Genomic DNA, 21304 nt, shown 5'->3' on the forward strand with positions numbered 1-21304 from the left:
CGGGGACGAATCGCGGCCACCAGCCGCGCTCTCGCTACCGTCACGCATCGTGGTGAGCGTCGTGGCCGGCGCCGTGACACTGGCCGTCGCGATCCATCTGGCGATGATGTTCCTGCACGTGGCACCGCCCAACACGTTGAGCAAGCAGCACAGCAAGTTGATCGATGACTATGTGTTCCCGGAGTACGAGCAGAACTGGAAGCTGTTCGCCCCCAATCCGCTGCAGCAGAACATCGCGGTGCAGGTGCGGGCCCAGGTCCGCACCAAGGCCGGTGACCGGCTGACCACCGGCTGGACCGACCTCTCCGCGGTCGACGGCCGGGCGCTGCTGCACAACCCCGTACCGAGCCACACCCAGCAGAACGAACTCCGCCGCGCCTGGGAGTACTACCTCAACACCCACGACGCGCAGGACCGCGCCTCCGGTATACGGGGTGAGCTGGCCGAACAGTACGTCCGGCGGATCGTGATGCTGCGCCTGAGCAAGCAGTGGGCGCAGCGCGGCGCGATCGAGCAGATGCAGGTCCGCTCGATGACGACGGCCGTCAGCCCGCCGTCGTGGAGCTCGGAGAAGATCAGCGACAAGCCCAGGTACCGCGCGCTGCCCTGGTGGCCGGTCACCGCAGACGACCTGCCCGAAGGAGCGACGATCCAGTGACAGTGCACAGGTTGCCTTCGCAGGCGGCGCGGAACGCGGCGGACACCGACTCTCAGACGACGCCCGGAGACGCCGGCGTGGAGCAGTCCGGCACGGGCTCCCCGGCGACGCCCGGAGACGCCGGCACGGACCGGCCCCGCATCGGCTCCCCGGCGCCCCCCGGAGACGCCATGGAGCAGCCCGCCACCGACTCCCCGGCGACGCCCGGCCGCCCCGACACCAACTCCCCCACCCCGACCGATCAGGTCGAAGCGGGACAAGCCGCCCCGGCAGACAGTGCCTGGCCCGTCGTCGTCCCCCACCCCGCGCACCCCGCCAGGCCCCCCGCCGCCCCCAACGAGACGCGTATAGAGCGCGCCTTCGGCCAGGCCTTCAGGCGCGTCACGGGCACCGTCTTCGCCCCGTACCAGTCCGCCGTCACCCGCATCGGGTTCGCGGCCACCTGGCTCTTCTTCCTGCTGCGGGAGTGGCCGAACCGCCTGGAGCTGTACGGGCCCCACGGCCCCTGGAGCGGCGACATGGCGCGCCGGCTCCTCGACGGCAACGAAGCTTTCTCGGTCCTGACCTGGACCGACAGCCGCGGTTGGTTCGAACTCGTCTACGCCCTCGCCATCGTCACCAGCGCCCTGCTGCTGGTCGGCTGGCGGACCCGCACCATGTCGGTGCTGTTCATGGTGGGTGTGCTCTCGCTGCAGAACCGCAGCATCTTCGTCGGTGACGGTGGCGACAACGTCATCCACCTGATGGCCATATACCTGGTGCTGACCCGCTGCGGGCAGGTGTGGTCGCTGGACGCCCGGCGCGCGGCCAAGCGCGCGCGGCAGCCCGACGGCGGTCCGGAGCGCGACATCACCGGCATCGCCCTCTGGTCGGTGCTGGGGCTGTCCCTCGCCGTCGCCCAGGCCCTCGGCCTGTCCGGGCTCTCCTGGTTCGGCCCCGGGCCCTTCCCGAACGTGGGCTGGGGCCTGACGCTGTGGGTCCTGTGGGCCGCCCATGGCGCCTGGTGGGTGGCGCGGCGGTACGCGCCCGGAGAGCCGCGCACCGTCCTCGACATGATCACCAAGCTGGTGCACAACGGCGCTCTGCTGGTGATCGTCGTCGAGGTCTGCCTGATCTACGCCACCGCCGGCTGGTACAAGATCCAGGGGTCGCGCTGGCAGGACGGCACCGCGGTGTACTACCCGATGCACCTGGACTACTTCTCGCCTTGGCCGGAGCTGTCCCGGGTGCTCGCCGACAACGGCCTGATGATCATGCTGATCACCTACGGCACGGTGATCGTGCAGGTCGCCTTCCCCTTCACCCTCTTCAACCGCCGGCTGAAGAACGTGCTGCTGGTCGCGATGATCTGCGAGCACCTGTCGATCGCGTTCCTGCTCGGACTGCCGTTCTTCTCGCTCGCGATGATCACGGCGGACGCGGTGTTCCTGCCGACGGTCTTCCTGGTGTGGCTCGGCGCCCGGGGCACCTCCGTACGCGATCGGGTGCTCCCCGGCCGTACGGAAGGCGGGGAGCGGGCGGCCCGCGACGGTGTGCCCGAGCCGGCGAGCCGGTGACGGCCGGGGCCGTGAGCGGCGGGTGTCCGTCCGGCGGACAGTTGAGATAGTGGGGAAATGATCGAGAACGGGACCTCGGACGACCCGGTACGGCGCTGGCGCGCGAGCGCCGGCGACCCGGCCGCGGTCCTCCTGGACGGCTTCCACACGCTGAAGCACGCGCTGCGCTTCGGCGGGGACGTACGGCACGTGCTGACCAGCGACAAGCCCGCCCTGCTGGCGCTTGCCGAGGAACTCGCGAACGATCTGACCGGCGACCTCGACGCACTGGCCGAGCAGGTGCCCGCGGCGGCGCTGCGCACGCTGCTGCCGAAGGTGCACCCCACGGGCGTCGCGGCCCTGGCCGTACGCCCCGATGCCGCGGCGAACCTGGCCAGGCTCCGCGAAACCCCGCGGCCGTCCCCCGTCGTCCTGCTGGAGAACCCGCGCAACCTGGGCAACATCGGCGCCGTCGTCCGTCTGGCGGCAGGATTCGGCGCGACCGGGGTGGTCACCACCGGCTCGCTCGACCCGTGGCACCCCAACGCCGTACGCGGCAGCGCGGGCCTGCACTTCGCGAGCGCCGTGGAGCGCCTGACGCTGCCCGAACTGCCGCCCGGCCCGGTCTACGCCCTCGACCCCGAGGGCGCGGACATCCGGTCCGTGACGTTCCCCGACGACGCGGTCCTGGCCTTCGGATCCGAACGGCAGGGCATCTCGGACGAGCTGCGGGACCGGGCGTCCGCGCTGGTCGCGGTGCCGATGCAGGCCCGGGTCTCCAGCTTCAACCTGGCCACGAGTGTGGCCATGGGCCTCTTCCACTGGATGTCCCGCAGTACGGCGGGCCCGACGGCCCCGGCCGGGGCGACCGGAGCGGCCGGGCCGGCTCTCTCCTAGCTCTCCTGGGCGGGCCGACGCACCTCCACCGTCCGGAAGCGGTTGGCCACGAACGCGCCGTCGCACAGCGCCGCGTTGGCCGCCGGGTTGCCGCCCGAGCCGTGGAAGTCGGAGAAGGCGGCGGTCTGGTTGACGTACACCCCGCCGGTCAGGTTGAGGGAGAGCTGCGCGCACTCCTCCAGACACGCCTCCTCCACCAGCTTCTCCACCTCCTCGGAGGTCGTGTACGCGCCGACCGTCATCGCGCCCTTGACGCGGGTCGTGTGCCGCAGCAGGTCCACCGCGTCCGCCGCGGAGTCGACGGCCACCGCGAAGGAGACCGGGCCGAAGCACTCCGACAGGTAGGCGGCGTCGGCGCCCGCGCCCTCCCAGAGCTTGCGTGCGCCGTCCATCTTGACCATCACCGGGGTACGGACCGTGGCGTCCGGGAAGTCGGGGTTGGCCACCTCGCGCGAGGGCAGGGCCACCTCACCCAGCCCGGAGGCCGCCTCGATCCGCTCCTTGACCTGCGGGTTGACGATCGCGCCCAGCAGGGCGTTGGCCCGCGCATCGTCGCCCAGCAGCTTGTCGACGGCGGTCGCGAGGTCGCCGACCACGTCGTCGTACGACTTGGGGCCGGCGTCCGTGGTGATGCCGTCGCGGGGGATGAGCAGGTTCTGCGGGGTGGTGCACATCTGGCCGCTGTACAGGGACAGGGAGAAGGCGAGGTTGCCGAGCATCCCCTTGTAATCGTCCGTGGAGTCGATGACGACCGTGTTGACGCCGGCCTTCTCCGTGAAGACGTGGGCCTGGGGCGCGTTGGCCTCCAGCCAGTCGCCGAACTCCGTCGAGCCCGTGTAGTCGATGATGCGGACCTCGGGGCGCACCGCGAGGGTCTTGGCCAGGCCCTCGCCGGGCCGGTCGACGGCCAGGGCCACCAGGTCGGGCGAGAACCCGGCCTCGGCCAGCACCTCGCGCGCCACCCGGACGGTGAGCGCGAGCGGCAGCACGGCCCGCGGGTGCGGCTTGACCAGGACCGCGTTGCCGGTGGCCAGGGAGGCGAACAGGCCCGGATAGCCGTTCCACGTCGGGAAGGTGTTGCAGCCGACCAGGAGGGCGACGCCACGGGGCACGGCCTTGAAGGACTTGGCCAGCTCCAACGGCTCCCGCTTGCCCTGCGGCTTGGACCACGCGGCCTGGTCCGGGGTGCGGACCTGCTCCGCGTAGGCGTACGCGACGGCCTCCATGCCGCGGTCCTGGGCATGCGGCCCGCCCGCCTGGAACGCCATCATGAACGCCTGACCGCTGGTGTGCATCACGGCCTGCGCGAACTCGTGGGTGCGCGCGCTGATCCGCGAGAGGATCTCCAGGGACACCAGGGCCCTGGCCTCCGGGCCGGCGTCGCGCCACGCGGGCATCGCCGCGCGCATCGCGGGCAGCAGGACGTCCGCGTCCGGGTGCGGGTAGCTGATGTTCAACCCGATGCCGTACGGGGAGACTTCCGCGCCCGTCCAGTCGTCCGTGCCGGGCTGGTCCAGGTCGAAACGCTTGCCGCGCAGGGCGTCGAAGGCGGCCTGGCCGTCCGCAGCGGCGTTCTCCCCGTAGGCCTTGGGGTGCTCGGGGTGCGGGGACCAGTACGCGCGGGTACGGATCGCCTCCAGCGCCTGGTCGAGCGTCGGGCGGTGCTTTTCGAGCAGCTGCGCTGCGGTCAGTTCGGCGGCCATCGAAGACCAACTCCTCGTCGGGCGGGACTGGGCCTGCCGGCACCGGACGTGCGCCTCGATGCGGCACCGGGAAGCGGCGCCACTGCGACGACCGGTCCGAGGACAGGGCTGGGAACCATTTCGGCGACGGGGCTAGAGTAACCGAACGATCGGTCGGGGCAAGAGGGTCCGGCGAACCTGTGGACAACTCTGTCGGGGAGGATCAGCCGTCATGACAGCCATCGAAGCGGACCGCACCGTCGCGGTCGTCGGTACGGGCACCATGGGCCAGGGAATCGCGCAGGTCGCGCTGGTCGCGGGCCATCCGGTCCGGCTCTACGACGCCCTCCCGGGCCGGGCCGCGGAGGCCGCCGAAGCGATCGGGCGACGCCTGGACCGCCTCGTGGAGAAGAGCAAGCTGACGCCCGTGGAGCGTGCGGCGGCACGCGCGCGCCTCACCCCCGCCACCGCACTCCCCGAACTCGCCGACGCCGCCCTCGTCATCGAGGCGATCGTGGAAGAACTGGACGCGAAGCAGCAGCTGTTCGCTGCCCTGGAGGACGTGATCGGCGAGGACTGCCTGCTGGCCACCAACACCTCGTCCCTGTCCGTCACCGCCGTCGCGGGCGCGCTCCGCCTGCCGGGACGCTTCGTCGGCCTGCACTTCTTCAACCCGGCGCCGCTCCTGCCCCTCGTCGAGGTCGTCAGCGGCTTCGCGACGGACAGCTCGGCCGCCACCACCGCGTACGAAACGGCCGCGGCCTGGGGCAAGTCCCCCGTACGCAGTGCCGACACCCCCGGCTTCATCGTCAACCGCATCGCCCGCCCCTTCTACGCGGAAGCCCTGCGCCTGTACGAGGAGCGGGCCGCCGACGCGGCCACCATCGACGCCGTGCTGCGCGGGTCCGGCGGCTTCCGTATGGGGCCGTTCGAGCTGATGGACCTCATCGGGCAGGACGTGAACGAGGCCGTCACCCGCTCGGTGTGGGAGGGCTTCTTCCGCGACCCGAAATTCACGCCCTCCCTGGCGCAGCGGCGCCTCGTGGAGGCCGGTTTGCTGGGCCGCAAGGCGGGCCGGGGCTGGTACGACTACGCCGACGGCGCCACCGGGCAGCAGCCGCACACTGCGGAGCCGTGCCCGGCGCCGACGGCGGTGGCCGTGCACACTCGGCTCGCCGGGCCCGCCGCCGTCCTCCAGGAGCTGATCGAGGAGGCGGGCGTCAAGGTCACCCAGGACCGCGCCCCAGGAGAGCACGAAGGCTGCATCCGGTTGCCGGGCGGCGCCCGCCTGGCGCTGACCGACGGGCACCCCGCCACCGGTGACATGTCAGGGCCCACCATCCGTTTCGACCTGGCACTGGACTACCGGGCCGCGACCCGCATCGCCCTCGCGCCCGGTGCGGAGGCGTCCGAGCAGGACGTACGGGAAGCGGTGGGCCTCTTCCAGGCGCTCGGCAAGGAGGTCAGCGTCATCGACGACGTACCGGGCATGATCGTCGCCCGTACGGTCGCGATGATCGTGGACTTCGCCGTGGACGCCGAGGCCCGCGGGGTCGCGAGCCGCGCGGACATCGACACGGCCATGCGGCTGGGCGTGAACTACCCCGGCGGCCCCTCGGAGTGGGCCGGGCGGATCGGCCGGCACTGGTTGTGGCACGTGCTGGACACCCTCCGCCACCAGTACGCGAACGGCCGCTACGGACCGTCCTGGGCCCTGCGCCGCAGTTTGAAGCTGAACGGCCGGATGCTCTAATCATGACCATGGCCAAGCGCGACACCTATACGCCCGATTCGCTGCTGTCGGTCGCCGTCGAGGTGTTCAACGAGCGCGGTTACGACGGGACCTCCATGGAGCACCTCTCCCGGGCGGCCGGCATCTCCAAGTCCTCGATCTACCACCACGTGCGCAGCAAGGAAGAGCTGCTGCACCGCGCCATAAGCCGGGCGCTGGACGGCCTCTTCGGGGTCCTCCAGGAGCCCGGGGCGTCCACGGGCCGGGCCATCGAGCGCCTGGAGTACGTGGCCCGGCGCGAGGCGGAAGTGCTGATGGAGGAGCTGCCGTACGTGACGCTGCTGCTGCGGGTGCGCGGCAACACGGACACGGAGCGCTGGGCCATGGAGCGCCGGCGGGAGTTCGACGGCGAGGTCACCGAGCTGCTCAAGCAGGCCGCGGCCGACGGCGACCTGCGGGCCGACGTGGACGTCCGGCTGGCGACCCGGCTGCTCTTCGGCATGATCAATTCGATCGTGGAGTGGTACCGGCCGGGCCGGGGCGGGGCGGCGACCGGCGAAGAGGTCGCCGAGGCCGTGGTGCGTACGGCGTTCGCGGGGCTGCGGACCTGATGAGGTGGGGTGCGGGCGGGGCGCGCGGCGCCGGGAACGCGCCCGCACCGCCGGCCCCATCGGACACCCCCTAGGTGTGTTGTCCCGCAGCGTTGTTTACGCGGGTGATGGGTGGCTTGCCTTTGAGTGCGGTGTGGCAGCGGTGGTGGTTGTAGGTGTGCAGGAAGTCTGCCAGGGCCGTGGTGCGCTCGTCGTTGCTGGCGTAGGGCCGCAGGTAAGCCCACTCGTCGAGCAGGGTGCGGTGGAAGCGTTCGGCCTTGCCGTTGGTCTGCGGCCGGTAGGGGCGGATGCGTTTGTGGGCGATGCCGGCCGCGGTCAGGGCCTGGGTGAACAGCTTGGATTTGTAGCAGGAGCCGTTGTCGGTCAGGACCCGCTGGACGGTGATGCCGTGGCCGGCGAAGAAAGCGTGGGCGCGTTGCCAAAAGGCGATGGCGGTGTGCTGGCGCCCGTCGGGCAGGACCTCGCTGCAGGCCAGGCGGGAGTGGCCGTCGACGGCGGAGTGGATGTAGCTGTAGCCGATCACCGGCTTGCTGCTCTTGCGCTGGCCGGTGGTGGCCTGGCGGTTGTGGTTGCCGGCTGTGCGGTCCAGCACCCGCCAGCCGCCGCCGTCGGGGATGTTGCCCAGCTTCTTGATGTCGACGTGGACCAGCTCGCCGGGGTGGTCGCGTTCGTAGCGGCGGACCGGTTCGCCGGTGGGCCGGTCCAGCCAGGCCAGGCGGTTCAGGCCGTGGCGGGTCAGGATGCGGTGCACGGTGGAGGCCGGCAGCCCGAGAATGGGGGCCGATGCGGGCCGGTCCCGGTTTGCGGGCCTGGCGCAGTGCGGAGACCCGGTTTTCGGTCTGCGGCCCGGTGCGGTGCGCGGTGGTGTGCGGCCGGCTGGGGCGGTCGTGCAGGCCCGCATCGCCCTCCGCCTGCCACCGGCGCATCCACTTGTGGGCGGTCGGCCGCGAGTTCCCCATCTCGGCGGCGGCGTGGGCCACGGGCCGTCCGCAGCGGGCCCGGTCGACCAGCAGCCGCCTGCCGTGAACGGTCAGCCGGGCATTACGGTGGGACATGAAGACCTCCGTGCGGTGAAGCCTAGACACCTCCACCACACCGGAGGTCTTCGCCATTGATCAAACCGAGCCGGCTGTTAACAACGCTCGTGATCAATACAACTAGGGCGCTTCTGACGGATCTCCGCGGCATCGCGACTCCCCCAGCTACCGCTGGGAGGTGCCCCAGGCACGCACCCTCGCCGCACGGCACAAAGGGACAGGTGGCTCCGCCACATGACCCTTCACACCGCACTCCCCCTAGCTCTTCGAGCAGGGGGGACCCCCAAGCGCACGCACCGAACGCCGCTCCGTCCCCCACGGAGATCCATCAGAAACGCCCTAACCCTGCTCGGCCCCCAGGTCGGTCTCCTCGAAGACGAGCAGGGTGCGGGTGCTGAGCACCTCCGGGATCGACTGGATCCGGGTGAGGACCAGTTCCCGCAGCTCCTGGTTGTCCTTGGTGTGCACCAGCAGCAGGACATCGAAATCGCCGCTGACCAGGGCGATGTGCGAGGCCCCCGGCAGTGCGGTGAGCTGGGCGCGGACCGTGCGCCAGGAGTTCTGCACGATCTTCAGCGTGACGTAGGCGGAGGCGCCCTGCCCGGCCCGCTCCTGGTCTATCCGCGCGCTGAAGCCCCGGATCACGCCGTCGTCGATTAAACGGTTGATGCGCGCGTAAGCATTGGCGCGCGAGACGTGTACCCGTTCGGCGACGGAGCGTATCGAGGCCCGTCCGTCGCTCTGCAGCATGTTCAGGATCGCGCGGTCGATGGTGTCCAGGGGGCGCGCGGGGCGATGCCCTCCATTACTGGCCATCTGTTCGTCCGGCATACCGCCTCGCCTCCCCTGTGTGGACGCCCTGTCCTCATCTCAGGCTGTGGAGAACCGATTGTCCACAGGCTGAGCCCGCCTGTAGCCAAAATGTGCTGGCGACCGAACAATCGGTAGGGACGGGCCACCCGCCCGCCACATCCGCATCCCTACCCGCCCGACGCCCACCACCGCTTCCCGCGAGGCGGTCCCCGCCACTCTTTCCGAAGTCCAAGGAGGTGCTCCTCATGACGGTTCTTGAGCAGCGCGGCAGCAGGAGGAGCGAAAGCCACCGGCCCGCGCCGCCGCCCGCCTGGCGTCCCCACGTGGACCCCGCGCCCCTCCTGCCCGACGCGGAGCCGTACCGACTGCTGGGCACGGACGCCGCCGACCGGATCGACGCCGGGCTCCTGACCGAGCTGTACGCGCAGCTGGTGCGCGGCCGCCGGTACAACGCCCAGGCCACGGCCCTGACCCGGCAGGGCAGGCTGGCGGTGTACCCGTCCTCCACCGGACAGGAGGCCTGCCAGGTCGCCGCCGCGCTGGTGCTGGAGGAACAGGACTGGCTCTTCCCCAGTTACCGCGACACCCTCGCCGCCGTGGCCCGCGGCCTCGACCCCGTACAGGCCCTCACCCTCCTGCGGGGCGACTGGCACACGGGATACGACCCGCACGAGCACCGCATCGCCCCGCTGTGCACCCCGCTGGCCACCCAACTCCCCCACGCGGTGGGCCTCGCGCACGCCGCCCGGCTCAAGGGCGACGACGTGGTGGCGCTCGCCATGGTGGGCGACGGCGGGACGAGCGAGGGCGACTTCCACGAGGCCCTGAACTTCGCCGCGGTGTGGCAGGCCCCGGTGGTCTTCCTCGTCCAGAACAACGGCTTCGCGATCTCCGTACCGCTCGCCAAGCAGTCCGCCGCGCCGTCCCTCGCCCACAAGGCCGTCGGGTACGGAATGCCGGGCCGCCTGGTGGACGGCAACGACGCGCCCGCGCTGCACAAGGTGCTCGGTGAGGCGGTGGAGCGGGCGCGCCGGGGCGGGGGACCGGCGCTCGTCGAGGCGCTCACCTACCGCATCGAGGCCCACACCAACGCCGACGACGCCACCCGCTACCGCAGCGAGGACGAGGTCGAGCAGTGGCGCGGACACGACCCGATAGCCCTGGTGGAGCGCGAGTTGACGGGGCGTGGCCTGCTTTCCGACGACTTCGTGCAGCGGACCAAGGACGGCGCCGAGGAACTGGCCGCCGGCCTCAGGGACCGCATGAACCAGGACCCGGTGCTGGACCCGATGGACCTGTTCGCTCACGTCTACGCGGAGCAGACCGGCCAGTTGCGGGAGCAGGCGGCACAACTGCGGGCCGAGCTGGCGGCCGAGGCCGCGGGCGCCGAAGAGGACACGGCCGGCGGGGCGCCGGACGGCACGGGGGAGGAACGGCCATGACGGCGACAGCGGCGGAGACCGGGCGCAAGCCCGCCAGCATGGCGCAGGCGCTGAACCGCGCTCTGCGCGATGCAATGGCCGCGGACCCGACCGTCCATGTGATGGGCGAGGACGTCGGGGAGCTGGGCGGCGTCTTCCGGATCACCGACGGGCTGGTGAAGGAGTTCGGCGAGGAGCGCTGCGGCGACACCCCGCTCGCCGAGGCGGGCATCCTCGGTACGGCGGTCGGCATGGCGATGTACGGGCTGCGTCCGGTCGTGGAGATGCAGTTCGACGCCTTCGCCTACCCCGGTTTCGAGCAGCTGATCAGCCATGTCTCCCGGATGCGCAACCGCACCCGGGGCGCCATGCCGCTGCCCCTGACCATCCGCGTGCCGTACGGCGGAGGGATCGGCGGCGTGGAGCACCACAGCGACTCCTCCGAGGCGTACTACCTCGCCACCCCCGGTCTCCAGGTCGTCACCCCGGCCACCGTCACCGACGCGTACGGGCTGCTGCGGGCCGCCATCGCCTCCGACGATCCGGTGGTCTTCCTCGAACCCAAGCGGCTGTACTGGTCGCGCGCCGACTGGTCGCCCGACGCGCCGGAGCCGGTGGCCGAACTGGGCCGCGCGGAGATCCGGCGGCCCGGCCGCGGCGCCACGCTGATCACGTACGGGCCTTCGCTGCCGGTCTGTATGGAGGCGGCCGAAGCGGCCACGGCGGAAGGCTGGGACCTGGAGGTCCTCGACCTGCGCTCGCTGCTGCCCTTCGACGACGAGACGGTCTGCGCCTCGGTACGGCGTACGGGCCGCGCGGTCGTCGTGCACGAGTCCAGCGGGTTCGGCGGCCCCGGTGGGGAGATAGCCGCGCGCGTCACGGAACGCTGCTTCCATCACCTGGAGGCGCCGGTGCTGCGGGTCGCGGGCTTCGACATTCCGTATCCGCCGCCGATGCTGGAGCGCCACCACCTGCCGGGCGTCGACCGGATCCTGGACACCGTCAGCCGGCTCCAGTGGGAGTCGGACTGGACCGAGGGGAGCGGTGACTGATGGCCGTGGTCCGTGAATTCACCCTGCCCGACCTCGGCGAGGGACTCACTGAGGCGACGGTCGTGCGGTGGCTGGTCGAGGTCGGCGAGGTCGTCGCCGTGGACCAGCCGGTGGTCGAGGTGGAGACCGCGAAGGCGCTGGTGGACGTGCCCTGCCCGTACGGCGGTGTGGTCACCGCGCGGTTCGGGGACGAGGGCGCGGAATTGCCGGTGGGGTCGCCGCTGCTGACGGTGGCGGTTGGGACACAGGTGGGGGCCGGGACGCATGCGGTGGAGGGGCAGGGGGCGGAAGCGGGCCGGGGGGCTGGGGAGGGGACGGATGCGGATGCGGGTGCGTCGGGTGAGGCTCGTGGGGGTTCCGGGAGCGGAGGGGGAACGGCCGAAGGGTCGGGGAATGTGCTCGTCGGGTACGGCACGAGCGCCGCGGCGGCACGTCGGCGGCGGGTCCGCCCGACGGGGGGTGCGGTTTCGGGGCGCGATGGGGTTTCGGGGGGCGATGCGGCTTCGGGGCGTGATGCCGCTTCGGGACGAGGTGAGGATGCGCGGCGGGGTGGTGTGACGGCGGGAGCGCGGCGGGGTGATGTGCCGGGTGGGCCGGTGCCGGTCATCTCGCCGCTGGTCCGGCGGCTGGCCCGGGAGCACGGTCTGGACCTGCGGGAGATACGGGGTTCGGGCCCGGAGGGACTGATCCTCCGTACGGATGTCGAGCGGGCGGTGCTCGCGCGAAGTGCGGTGGGGGTGGGCGCCGGGGCTCGCGTGGGGGCCGGTGCTCGGGACGTGTCCGGGGCTGGGGACGTGGTGGGAGATGCGGGCGGCGCGGGTGCGGGCATGGGTGCGGCGGCCGAGGCCGGGGCCGGGGGCGAGGGGTTCGCGGGGCTTTCCCGGGAGGCCGAGCGCATACCACTGCGGGGGATGCGGGGGGCCGCGGCGGAGAAGTTCCGGCGCAGCCGCCAGGAGATTCCCGACGCGACGTGCTGGGTGGATGCCGACGCCACGGGACTGCTCGCCGCGCGGCGCGAGATGAACGCGGCCGGTGGCGACAAGATCTCGCTGCTCGCCCTGCTGGCCCGGATCTGTACGGCCGCGCTCGCGCGGTATCCGCAGCTCAACGCCACCGTCGACCTGGAGGCCAACGAGATCGTACGGCTGCCCGCCGTCCACCTGGGCTTCGCGGCGCAGACCGATCGCGGGCTGGTGGTACCGGTCGTACGGGACGCGCACCGCCGTACGGCGGAGGGACTGTCCGCCGAGCTGGCGCGGCTGACCGAGGCGGCCCGGACCGGCGCGCTCGGCCTCGCCGAGCTGACCCATGGGACGTTCACGCTCAACAATTACGGCGTCTTCGGGGTCGACGGTTCCACGCCGATCATCAACCACCCCGAGGCGGCGATGCTGGGCGTGGGCCGAATAACGGCGAAGCCGTGGGTGCACGAGGGGGAGTTGGCCGTACGCCAGGTCGTGCAGCTGTCGCTCACCTTCGACCACCGGGTGTGCGACGGGGGGACCGCCGGAGGGTTCCTGCGGTTCGTCGCGGACTGTGTGGAGCGGCCGGCGGTGTTGTTGCGCACGTTGTGAGTGGGCCCGCGCGGTGATCGGGACGGCCCCGGCGATACTCGAAGGGTGACCGACCACCAGACCGCTCACGACCGGGACCCGTGTGACGCCGCCGGGCGCGACGCCGGCAGGTATGACGCTGCCTGGTACGACGTTGCCGGGCAGGGGTCCGGCGGGCATGCCGCCGCCGGGTACGACGCTGCCGTGCCGGTTGTGGGTGCTGCCGCGACGGACGATGCTGCCGCTGCGCCGGCCGCGGGTCCCGCCGTGCGAGGTGTGGCTGCCGCCGTGCGGGACGCGGTCGTCGTCCCGGCTGCTCCCGCCGTCCCCGCCGGGCTCGGTGACCCGGCTGCGTACGACGTCATCGTGCCTGCCGGGGGCGCTGCCCGGCGGCTCGGCGGGGCGGACAAGCCTGCGTTGTCCGTGGGGGGCCGTGCGCTGCTGGACCGGGTGCTCGACGCCTGCCCGGACGCGGCCACCGCTGTCGTCGTCGGCCCGCGCAGGCCCACCGCGCGTCCGGTCGTGCACGCCCGGGAAGATCCGCCAGGCGGCGGGCCGCTCGCCGCGCTGGACGCTGGACTGCGGCACACCACCGCTGCGGTCGTGCTCGTGCTCTCCGCCGACCTGCCGTTCCTGACCGGCACGACCGTACGGGCCCTGCGCGCGGCGGTTGCGGAGGCCGGGGCCGACGGTGCGGTGCTGAGCGACGCGGAGGGGCGGGACCAGCCGCTGGTCGCCGCTTACCGGGCGGAGCCGCTGCGCCGCGCGCTGGACGGCGTACGGGCGGAACGCGGGACGCTCGCCGGGCTGCCGTTGCGCGCACTGCTGGGGCGTTTGTCCCTGCGCCGGGTGCCCGATCCGACGGACACGGCCTCCTTCGACTGCGACACCTGGGAGGACATCGAAGCGGCACGCGCCCGCATCAGGGAGCATGGAACCGTGTTGGACGAATGGATCACCGCAGCCAAGGCCGAACTGGGCATCGACCTCGATGTCGACACGGCGGCACTTCTCGACCTCGCGCGCGACGCGGCGCACGGTGTGGCCCGGCCGGCGGCGCCGCTGACGACGTTCCTGGTCGGTTACGCCGCCGCCCAGCAGGGCCGGGAAGTTTCGGCACTGACGGAGAAGATGGCCGCGCTGGCCAACCGCTGGGCCGCCGAATCCGCCGAATCCGCCGGGGGCGCTGAGTCCGCCGGGACCGCCGAATCCGCCGGGAACGCCGACGCCACGCCGGACAGCGCGCCCCAGGCCAAGCCGGAAGCGAAGCCGGCGGAATGACGGACGGGGAGTTCGACGACGCGCTGGCGCTGGCCAACGGCGGTGCCGTCGAGATGCCGGGCCGGTACGACGACGGTCGGGGCGAGCCGCGCCGGTACGACGACGGTCGGCCTGAGCGGGGCCGGTACGACGACGGCCACAGTGAGCCGGGCCGGTACGACGACGGCCGCTCGCCGTACCGCGGTGACGGCCGTACGCCGATGTCCGGAGGTGCCCCCGCGCCCGCCTCCGCCGGTGCCCCCGCGCCCACGGGCGACCGTTACGCGCCGGTTTTCGACGACGGTTACGCGTGGATCTTCGAGGACCGGGAGCCGACCCGGGAGACCGACCGGGGCCGGAAGGCGCCGACGGCCGGTACGGGTCTGGACGACGACACGCGCCGGGGCCCCTACACACCGTGGGAGGCCGCCCCGGCTCCGGGAGGGCATGAGCCGCCGCACGCCCCCGGTGGCACGGCCGATCCCCCGCCCGCGCCCCGGACCCCTCCCCGGAGACAGCACACCTCACCCGCCCCGACCACCTCACCCGCACAGGCCACCCCGGCCACCCCGGCCGCCGACACCCGCACCCCCGACACCGGCGCCCCCAACCACCCCAGCCCCCCTAACCACCCCAACACCCCCAACCACCCCGGCCCCCGCACCCGCCACGACCACCCCGCGCCGACCCCTTGGCGTACGGCCCGCAGGATCGCCGCCCGCGCCCCCTCCGGTCCGCTGCCCCCGGTCGGCTGCCCGCTCGGCAGCGCGGCGCTCGGCCGTACGCTCGCCGGGCCGCTGGCCGCGCTCACCGACCTGCCGTCCTTCGACACGTCCGCGATGGACGGCTGGGCGGTCGCCGGGCCCGGCCCCTGGCACCTCGCCGCCCGTAGCCGTCCGGACGAGCGCGAGCACGGCATCCTGGCCGGTCACGAGCCGTCCGAAGCCGTCGCCGACGGGGACGCGGTGCCGATCGCCACGGGCGCGCGCATCCCGCCCGGCGCGACGGCCGTCCTGCGCAGCGAACACGGTGAGGTGCGCGAACGGTCCGACGGTTGCGCGCAGCTGTACGCGCCCGCGCCCGTACCGCCCGGTCAGGACATCCGGCCACGCGGCCAGGAGTGCCGCCGGGGCGATCAACTCCTGCCCGCCGGCGCCCTGGTGACCCCCGCCGTGCTGGGCCTGGCCGCCGCAGCGGGGTACGACGCGCTGACCGCGTACGCCCGGCCACGCGTCGACATCCTGGTGCTGGGCGACGAGTTGCTGCACTCCGGGCTGCCCGCCGAGGGACGGATCCGGGACGCGCTCGGCCCGATGATCGCCCCCTGGCTTCGCGCGCTGGGTGCGGACGTCGGGCCGCCCCGCCATCTCGGGGACGACGCCGAGGTGTTGTACGACGCGCTGGCGTACTCGGACGCCGATCTGGTGATCACCACCGGGGGTACGGCGTCCGGGCCCGTCGACCATGTGCATCCCACGCTGCGCAGGCTGGGGGCGGAGGTGCTGGTGGACGGCGTGGCGGTACGTCCCGGACACCCCATGCTCCTCGCCCGCCTCCCGCACCTCACACCCCCGAACGCCGAGCGCCCCTCGGATGCCCCGCACGCCCAAGGCCACGCCCAGGACCACGCCCAGGACCACGCCGAGGACCACGCCCAGGACCGCGCCCAGGCCCGCGATCAGCCCCGCTCCGATGCCCGCGCCCGCCTGCTCGTCGGGCTGCCCGGCAACCCGCTGGCCGCCGTGTCGGGCCTGCTCACCCTGGCGGAACCGGCACTGCGTACGCTCGCCGCCCGCCGCCGGCTCCCCTCCTACCGGGCGCCGCTGACCGCCGCCGTGCCCGGCCATCCGCACGACACACGGCTGGTCCCGGTCGCCTTCCGGGACGGCGCGGCCGACGAGGTGGACGGCGACGGCGGCGCGGTCGTACCGCTGCACTTCAGCGGGCCCGCCATGCTGCGCGGCATCGCGGCGGCCGACGCGATGGCCGTCGTGCCGCCCGGTGGCGCGCCACGCGGTGCCGAGGTCGAACTCCTCGACCTGCCCTGGACGGCCGACGGAACGGCGGACGCGGTGACGGGATGGACGCCGGATGCCCCCGGCGCCTCCGATGCCCCCGCTTCCGGCCCGGCCCCTCCCGGCCCCACCCCACCCGATCCCACTCCACTCGGCCCCACCCCACCCGGCCCCACCGGCCCGACCGGCGGAGGCGCCGCGTGAAGCTCCCCACCCACGACGCCGCGGCCCGTGCGGTCCCCGAGGACTCCAGCCACCGCATCGTGCTGCCCCGCCGCACCCCATTGGCGCCGCTGCGCCAGGTCGCGCGCCGGCTCCTGATGGCCCTGCTCGTGCTCGTCGCGACGGTGGCCATTGTCTGGATCGACCGCGACGAGTACCACGACAACGCCAACGGCTCCGTCGACTTCCTCGACTGCGTCTACTACGCCACCGTCACACTCTCCACCACGGGTTACGGCGACATCGTCCCGTACGGAGACGGCGCGCGGCTGCTGAACATCCTGCTCATCACACCCCTCCGGGTCCTCTTCCTGATCATCCTGGTCGGCACCACGCTCGAAGTCCTCACCGAGCGCACCCGCGAGCAGTGGCAACTGAACCGCTGGAGAAACGCCTTGCGCGACCACACCGTCATCGTCGGTTTCGGCACCAAGGGCCGGTCCGCGGCCCAGACCCTGCGCGCGACGGGCCTGACCCGCGACCGCATCGTCATCGTCGACCCGAGCCCCAAGGTCATCGACTCGGCGGTGGCCGAGGGCTTCGCGGGCGTGGTCGGCGACGCGACCCGCAGCGACGTCCTCGTACGCGCCGAGATCCAGCGGGCCCGCCAAGTCGTCATCGCCACCCAGCGGGACGACACGGCCGTCCTCGTCTCGCTCACCGCACGTCAGCTCAACAAGAAGGCCAACATCGTCGCGGCCGTACGGGAGGAGGAGAACGCGCCGCTGCTCCGCCAGTCCGGCGCCGACATGGTCATCACCTCGGCCAGCGCCGCCGGCCGCCTGCTGGGCCTGTCCGTGCACAGCCCCAGTGCCGGTACGGTCCTGGAGGACCTGATCCAGCAGGGCAGCGGGCTGGACCTGATCGAGCGTCCGGTGGTGAAGGCCGAGGTCGGCAAGTCGGTACGGGAGACCGACGACCTGATCGTCTCCGTACTGCGCGGACACCGGCTGCTCGGGTACGACGATCCGGCGGCCAGCCCGTTGCAGGCCGCCGACCGGGTGATCACCATCGTCCGGGCCGCGAACCCGGAACAGCCGGACGGCCCGACCAAACCCGGCGTGAAGCCGATGCTCCCGGGGGCGGGGGTGTCCCCGATGGCGCCCGTACGCCGCGACGACTAGGAGCGCGCCCAGCGGCCCGGCCACCCGCGGATAGCCATCCGGCCGCCGCGGACAGCCACCCGCAGTCCGCGGACGGTCGCCCACGGTCAGCCGCAGTGGCCAGGCGATTCCTCCCGTGGCCCCGGCCGCCTCCCGACGCCGTCCCGGGCGGCGGAGTAGCCTCGCGGCCATGCGTGCGATCACCATTCCCGAACCCGGCGGTCCCGACGCCCTCGTATGGGCCGAGGTGCCCGACCCGCAGCCGTCCGAGGGGGAGGTCCTGGTCGAGGTGGCGGCCACGGCCGTCAACCGCGCCGACCTCCTCCAGCGCCAGGGCTTCTACGACCCGCCGCCCGGCGCGCCCCCGTACCCCGGCCTGGAGTGCGCCGGCCGCGTCAAGGCCCTCGGCCCGGGGGTCAGCGGCTGGTCGGTCGGCGACGAGGTGTGCGCGCTGCTGGCGGGCGGCGGGTACGCGGAGCAGGTCGTCGTCCCGGCGGGCCAGCTGATGCCCGTACCGAAGGGCCTCGACCCGGCCGCCGCCGCGGCGCTGCCCGAGGTGACGGCCACCGTTTGGTCCAAGGAACTTGTGAGGACTCCCCCAGGGGGAGTCACCGGCTCCGCGTAGGCAACCGATGCGCTCCCCCTCCTGCAATCAGGAATGGGAGAGCGCCACATGTCACCAACGACACTCAACAGGCACGTATCAAGCGAAGCGGCCGACGACCGACCCCGCGCGGTTCTGTACGCGCGTCAGAGCAAGCTCAACGAAGACGGCAGCGACGCAAGCCCCCTCATGCAGTGGGAGGCAGGGGAAGCGCTCTGCGCCGCCCGTGGCTATCGCGTCGTAAAGCGGTTCCGCGATGTGGGCAAGTCTGGTTGGGACCCCAGCGTTCAGCGCGGGGGCTTTGACGAAATGATGCAGTGGGTACGTGATGGCAAGTGCGATGTAGTGGTGATCTTCACCCTGTCTCGCCTTACCCGAATGGGTGCTCAGGAAGCCTTCGCCATTGAGAAGGTAATGAGGGACAACGGTGTGTCCCTGGTAAGTGTTCGGGAACCGTACCTTGACACTAGCGACCCGATCGGCGCGGGAATCTTCGCCATCATTGCCGGACTCGCAAAACAAGAGTCTGACACGAAATCGGCGTTCGTCGTCAACACCAAAGAGCTGGCCCGAAAGGCCGGTGGGCACGTTTCTGGTAACGCGCCATGGTGGGGCGAGAACGTGAAGAAGATCGGCGAGAACGGCGTCAAGTACGTTGTCATCCGCCCCACTGCCGAGGGCTGTAAGGCAGTGCTTCGTATGAAGGTAATGGCAGAAAAGGAGGGGCTGACGCCCGGCAACATTGCTGAGAAGCTGACAGCCGATCCGGAGTACCGGCCCCCAGGGTGGCGAACCGAACAGGGAAAGGCACGAGTGGCGGCACGCCGCAAGCGCGGGAACTACAAACAACATGCTGAACCGCGATGGACTCCCGCAGCCGTTCTGCGAACCCTTCGTGACCCGCGCATTGCTGGCATGGCCGCCAATCGGATTTCCTCGGAGAGGTGGGAAATCCGGCGGGACGATAACGGCGATCCGATGCACGTACATGAGCCGATCATGACCCCCGCAGAGTGGTACGTCTTGCAGAAGGCCATTTCGACTGAAGGCAAGATGCGGCGCCCGTACCACGGCGGAACCTACCTCCTGACTGGCTGGCCCATCATGTTCTCGTACAGCGGCGCCACCATGAGCACGACCGTGTCTAACGGCATTCCGCGCTACCGCTGCAACCGGTCGAACGATGCAGCAAGGGCCATGGGCGTAAAACGCGTCACCATCCGGGTAGACGACACCGACGCGTACGTTGCTGAACGAGTGTGGGCGCGTCTACTCAACATAGACCCAGCCAGCGAAGACGACATGACACTTATGACCGCTGTTGCTGAACGCTTCGCGCGGCAACAGGACACGGCAGGGGTCGCGCTGGAGTGCAACGAACTTGAGGCACAGATCAAGCACACGGAACAGAGCCTTACTGAGATCTACGCTGACAAAAAGGCGGGACTCTACAAGGGGGCCGTGGGCAAGGCGGCGTTCACAGAAGCTGTCCAGTCGATGCAGCGGACGGAGAGCAGTTGCCGAAGTCGTCTCAAGGAACTTCGCACACAGCAAGTTGCCGCTATCAAGGTGCCTTTGGACGAGTGGCAGAAGACGCCTGGCGACGATCCCATTGGTGAAGGCTCGCTCTGGGCCCAATGGGGCATGATCAAGCGCCGAGAGTTCCTGAGCTTCTTCATTGACCATGTGGAGGTGGGGCCGTCCACGACTGGTAAGAGCAAGGACGTTGGAGAGCGCATCACAATCCATTGGGCACATCCCGAGCCTGAAGAGGACGAAGAGCAGGACAGCGAGGCGATGCCGGAGTTTGTCGGCGCGTAACATCGGGCGCCCCGGCGTGCGGGTAACACGCCGGGGCTCCCACAGTGTCCCAGACGGCCGCTGAGAGCCCCGTGAGCGCCTGAGACAGCCCCAGTGAGGCAACGACCTTGCTGGGGCTTCTTCATGCCCGCAGACGGCTAGGCTCCGGGCATGGCAGATGGGACACCGCTGGGGCAGTGCTGGGGGTGCGGGCGCCAAGTGGCAGGGTGCCCAAGCTGTATCAACAAGCTGTGGGTAGACCCAGAGACGAACTTGCCGCCAGACGTGGGACCGGACGTGCAGCACGCCGCCGCCACACCCAAGGCAGTACGCCGGGCAGTGCAACGGGTGCTGTGTGACGACTGTGTACGCAAGATCAACAGTCGTGGTGGGACGCGTGGGGGCAAGCTGACGACCGCCGAAGAACTGCACCGGTTGCACATTTCGGCTGATTGAACCGCGAGAAAGCGATAACAGCATGAGCGATTACGGGCAACTCGACAGCGCGGCACTTGACCGACACGTAACCGGGAACTGGGGAGAAGACAGCGTTCCTGACGACATGATCCGCACAAGCGAGATCAACGGCCCCATGACGCGCGAACGCGGACGGATCACCGGGCTGTTCTGCCCCGACGCCGAGTGCGGCCGGTTCGTAGCGGTGGATCAAGAGAGCGTGATCAAGGACCACACGGACATGCAGCGTGGAACGGAGTGCCCGGCTTCCGGTATGGAGGTGCTGGACGACGAGCGGACCGACTGATACCTCAGACGGCCGTCTGAGCGCCTGAGACGGCATCGGCGGGCAATGACCTTGCCGGGTCCGTCGTCGGCCCGCAGGCAGCCACACAGAGCCCCAGCAGAGGAGCGGCACTGCTGGGGCTTTTCGTTGAACCTGCACTTGACAGGTACATGTTTACTCAGTGTCCGGCTGGCTACAGCGGGTAGCGACTGTGTCGGCACAGCGTGAGAGGTGATGACGGTATGACGGTTAAACACCCTCCCTTGAATTCCAATAAGAAACCTACAAGGAAAACAAGGAGGGCCGTCCGTCCGTCATTCCGTCATCCGGTCCCCGCCTGCCGACCGGTCAGCCGGGAAACCGGTGCACTCTAGGAAACCCTTGCGCTCTAGTAATGGTAGAGAGCGGGGGATACCGCGCACCCTTCCAACAGGCACGGCGGACAGAGTGCCCGCGCTCTCGACCTCTTGGGGCTCCTCGTGATCCCTGGGCGTGGTGGGTAGCTCTCACGTAATCGCCCGAAGTGGCGCATGGTGTAACAGCAGCACAGGGCCCTACCGGCCCGTG

Annotated in this window: 15 protein-coding genes and 2 pseudogenes; 14 read left to right on the top strand and 3 right to left on the bottom strand. The window is 71.2% G+C overall.

Annotated features, from left to right (window positions below; translation table 11 throughout):
- Nucleotides 1-49 precede the first annotated feature (49 nt).
- From ACZ53K_RS12875 to ACZ53K_RS12885, 3 genes are read left to right on the top strand one after another with little or no spacing between them, the layout of a single operon-like run.
- A complete protein-coding gene (locus tag ACZ53K_RS12875) occupies nt 50-658 on the top strand; it encodes a DUF5819 family protein (RefSeq protein ID WP_468834741.1) in 609 nt (202 codons plus the stop codon).
- On the top strand, nt 655-2214 hold the full coding sequence (locus ACZ53K_RS12880; RefSeq protein ID WP_468834744.1) for an HTTM domain-containing protein: 1560 nt from the start codon (nt 655-657) through the stop codon (nt 2212-2214). Before ACZ53K_RS12875 ends, ACZ53K_RS12880 begins: the two co-directional genes overlap by 4 nt.
- A 57-nt stretch (nt 2215-2271) precedes the next feature.
- Nucleotides 2272-3090: a TrmH family RNA methyltransferase gene (locus ACZ53K_RS12885; protein ID WP_468834748.1), complete on the top strand. Its 819-nt coding sequence runs from the start codon at nt 2272-2274 to the stop codon at nt 3088-3090.
- Here the strand turns inward: ACZ53K_RS12885 and paaN are convergent.
- Nucleotides 3087-4793, bottom strand: coding sequence for a phenylacetic acid degradation protein PaaN (gene paaN, locus ACZ53K_RS12890; protein WP_468834750.1), 1707 nt, complete (start codon nt 4791-4793; stop codon nt 3087-3089). The genes ACZ53K_RS12885 and paaN overlap by 4 nt on opposite strands.
- 211 nt (nt 4794-5004) lie before the next feature.
- On the opposite strand from paaN, the gene ACZ53K_RS12895 reads away from it, so the two are divergent.
- Nucleotides 5005-6525, top strand: a complete 1521-nt coding sequence (locus ACZ53K_RS12895) for a 3-hydroxyacyl-CoA dehydrogenase (RefSeq protein ID WP_468834752.1) — start codon at nt 5005-5007, stop codon at nt 6523-6525.
- A 2-nt stretch (nt 6526-6527) separates the two neighbouring features.
- Nucleotides 6528-7115 carry a TetR/AcrR family transcriptional regulator gene (locus ACZ53K_RS12900; protein ID WP_468834755.1) on the top strand — a complete coding sequence of 196 codons (588 nt, stop codon included), beginning with the start codon at nt 6528-6530 and terminating at the stop codon, nt 7113-7115.
- Nucleotides 7116-7185: 70 nt separating this feature from the next.
- Here the strand turns inward: ACZ53K_RS12900 and ACZ53K_RS12905 are convergent.
- Together ACZ53K_RS12905 and ACZ53K_RS12910 are read right to left on the bottom strand one after the other, a co-directional pair.
- A pseudogene (locus ACZ53K_RS12905) lies at nt 7186-8170 on the bottom strand (IS481 family transposase).
- Between the two features lie 321 nt (nt 8171-8491).
- The gene (locus tag ACZ53K_RS12910; protein WP_365836609.1) at nt 8492-8983 is read right to left on the bottom strand and encodes an Lrp/AsnC family transcriptional regulator; all 492 of its coding nucleotides are present in this window, start codon (nt 8981-8983) and stop codon (nt 8492-8494) included.
- 227 nt (nt 8984-9210) lie between these two features.
- Here ACZ53K_RS12910 and pdhA point away from each other — a divergent pair, with 227 nt between their 5' ends.
- The 9 genes and pseudogenes from pdhA to ACZ53K_RS12955 all read left to right on the top strand — a co-directional run bounded on the left by pdhA (nt 9211) and on the right by ACZ53K_RS12955 (nt 20758).
- Nucleotides 9211-10407: a pyruvate dehydrogenase (acetyl-transferring) E1 component subunit alpha gene (gene pdhA, locus ACZ53K_RS12915; protein WP_468834759.1), complete on the top strand. Its 1197-nt coding sequence runs from the start codon at nt 9211-9213 to the stop codon at nt 10405-10407.
- Nucleotides 10404-11438 carry an alpha-ketoacid dehydrogenase subunit beta gene (locus ACZ53K_RS12920; protein WP_468834762.1) on the top strand — a complete coding sequence of 345 codons (1035 nt, stop codon included), beginning with the start codon at nt 10404-10406 and terminating at the stop codon, nt 11436-11438. Before pdhA ends, ACZ53K_RS12920 begins: the two co-directional genes overlap by 4 nt.
- Nucleotides 11438-13012: a dihydrolipoamide acetyltransferase family protein gene (locus tag ACZ53K_RS12925; RefSeq protein ID WP_468834764.1), complete on the top strand. Its 1575-nt coding sequence runs from the start codon at nt 11438-11440 to the stop codon at nt 13010-13012. Before ACZ53K_RS12920 ends, ACZ53K_RS12925 begins: the two co-directional genes overlap by 1 nt.
- Before the next feature lie 255 nt (nt 13013-13267).
- Complete coding sequence (locus ACZ53K_RS12930; RefSeq protein ID WP_468835245.1) at nt 13268-14272, top strand: NTP transferase domain-containing protein; 1005 nt, start codon at nt 13268-13270, stop codon at nt 14270-14272.
- Nucleotides 14269-16470, top strand: coding sequence for a molybdopterin molybdotransferase MoeA (locus ACZ53K_RS12935; RefSeq protein ID WP_468834768.1), 2202 nt, complete (start codon nt 14269-14271; stop codon nt 16468-16470). The genes ACZ53K_RS12930 and ACZ53K_RS12935 overlap by 4 nt, the downstream gene beginning before the upstream one ends.
- Nucleotides 16467-17612 carry a potassium channel family protein gene (locus ACZ53K_RS12940; protein WP_468834771.1) on the top strand — a complete coding sequence of 382 codons (1146 nt, stop codon included), beginning with the start codon at nt 16467-16469 and terminating at the stop codon, nt 17610-17612. The genes ACZ53K_RS12935 and ACZ53K_RS12940 overlap by 4 nt, the downstream gene beginning before the upstream one ends.
- Nucleotides 17613-17781: 169 nt before the next feature.
- Nucleotides 17782-18168 (top strand): annotated as a pseudogene (locus ACZ53K_RS12945) (alcohol dehydrogenase catalytic domain-containing protein); the annotation flags it as partial.
- Between the two features lie 96 nt (nt 18169-18264).
- Nucleotides 18265-20016, top strand: coding sequence for a recombinase family protein (locus ACZ53K_RS12950; RefSeq protein WP_468834774.1), 1752 nt, complete (start codon nt 18265-18267; stop codon nt 20014-20016).
- 457 nt (nt 20017-20473) lie between these two features.
- Nucleotides 20474-20758, top strand: coding sequence for a hypothetical protein (locus ACZ53K_RS12955; protein WP_468834777.1), 285 nt, complete (start codon nt 20474-20476; stop codon nt 20756-20758).
- Nucleotides 20759-21304 lie beyond the last annotated feature (546 nt).

This window comes from Streptomyces sp. NPDC033221 (genome assembly GCF_055577005.1).

What these genes read in the sequence shown, in the direction of transcription:
- ACZ53K_RS12885 (WP_468834748.1), top strand. Translation starts at nt 2,272, where the DNA reads ATGATCGAGAACGGGACCTCGGACGACCCGGTACGGCGCTGGCGCGCG.
- paaN (WP_468834750.1), bottom strand. Translation starts at nt 4,793, where the DNA reads ATGGCCGCCGAACTGACCGCAGCGCAGCTGCTCGAAAAGCACCGCCCG.
- ACZ53K_RS12895 (WP_468834752.1), top strand. Translation starts at nt 5,005, where the DNA reads ATGACAGCCATCGAAGCGGACCGCACCGTCGCGGTCGTCGGTACGGGC.
- ACZ53K_RS12900 (WP_468834755.1), top strand. Translation starts at nt 6,528, where the DNA reads ATGACCATGGCCAAGCGCGACACCTATACGCCCGATTCGCTGCTGTCG.
- ACZ53K_RS12910 (WP_365836609.1), bottom strand. Translation starts at nt 8,983, where the DNA reads ATGCCGGACGAACAGATGGCCAGTAATGGAGGGCATCGCCCCGCGCGC.
- pdhA (WP_468834759.1), top strand. Translation starts at nt 9,211, where the DNA reads ATGACGGTTCTTGAGCAGCGCGGCAGCAGGAGGAGCGAAAGCCACCGG.
- ACZ53K_RS12920 (WP_468834762.1), top strand. Translation starts at nt 10,404, where the DNA reads ATGACGGCGACAGCGGCGGAGACCGGGCGCAAGCCCGCCAGCATGGCG.
- ACZ53K_RS12925 (WP_468834764.1), top strand. Translation starts at nt 11,438, where the DNA reads ATGGCCGTGGTCCGTGAATTCACCCTGCCCGACCTCGGCGAGGGACTC.
- ACZ53K_RS12935 (WP_468834768.1), top strand. Translation starts at nt 14,269, where the DNA reads ATGACGGACGGGGAGTTCGACGACGCGCTGGCGCTGGCCAACGGCGGT.
- ACZ53K_RS12950 (WP_468834774.1), top strand. Translation starts at nt 18,265, where the DNA reads ATGTCACCAACGACACTCAACAGGCACGTATCAAGCGAAGCGGCCGAC.
- ACZ53K_RS12955 (WP_468834777.1), top strand. Translation starts at nt 20,474, where the DNA reads ATGAGCGATTACGGGCAACTCGACAGCGCGGCACTTGACCGACACGTA.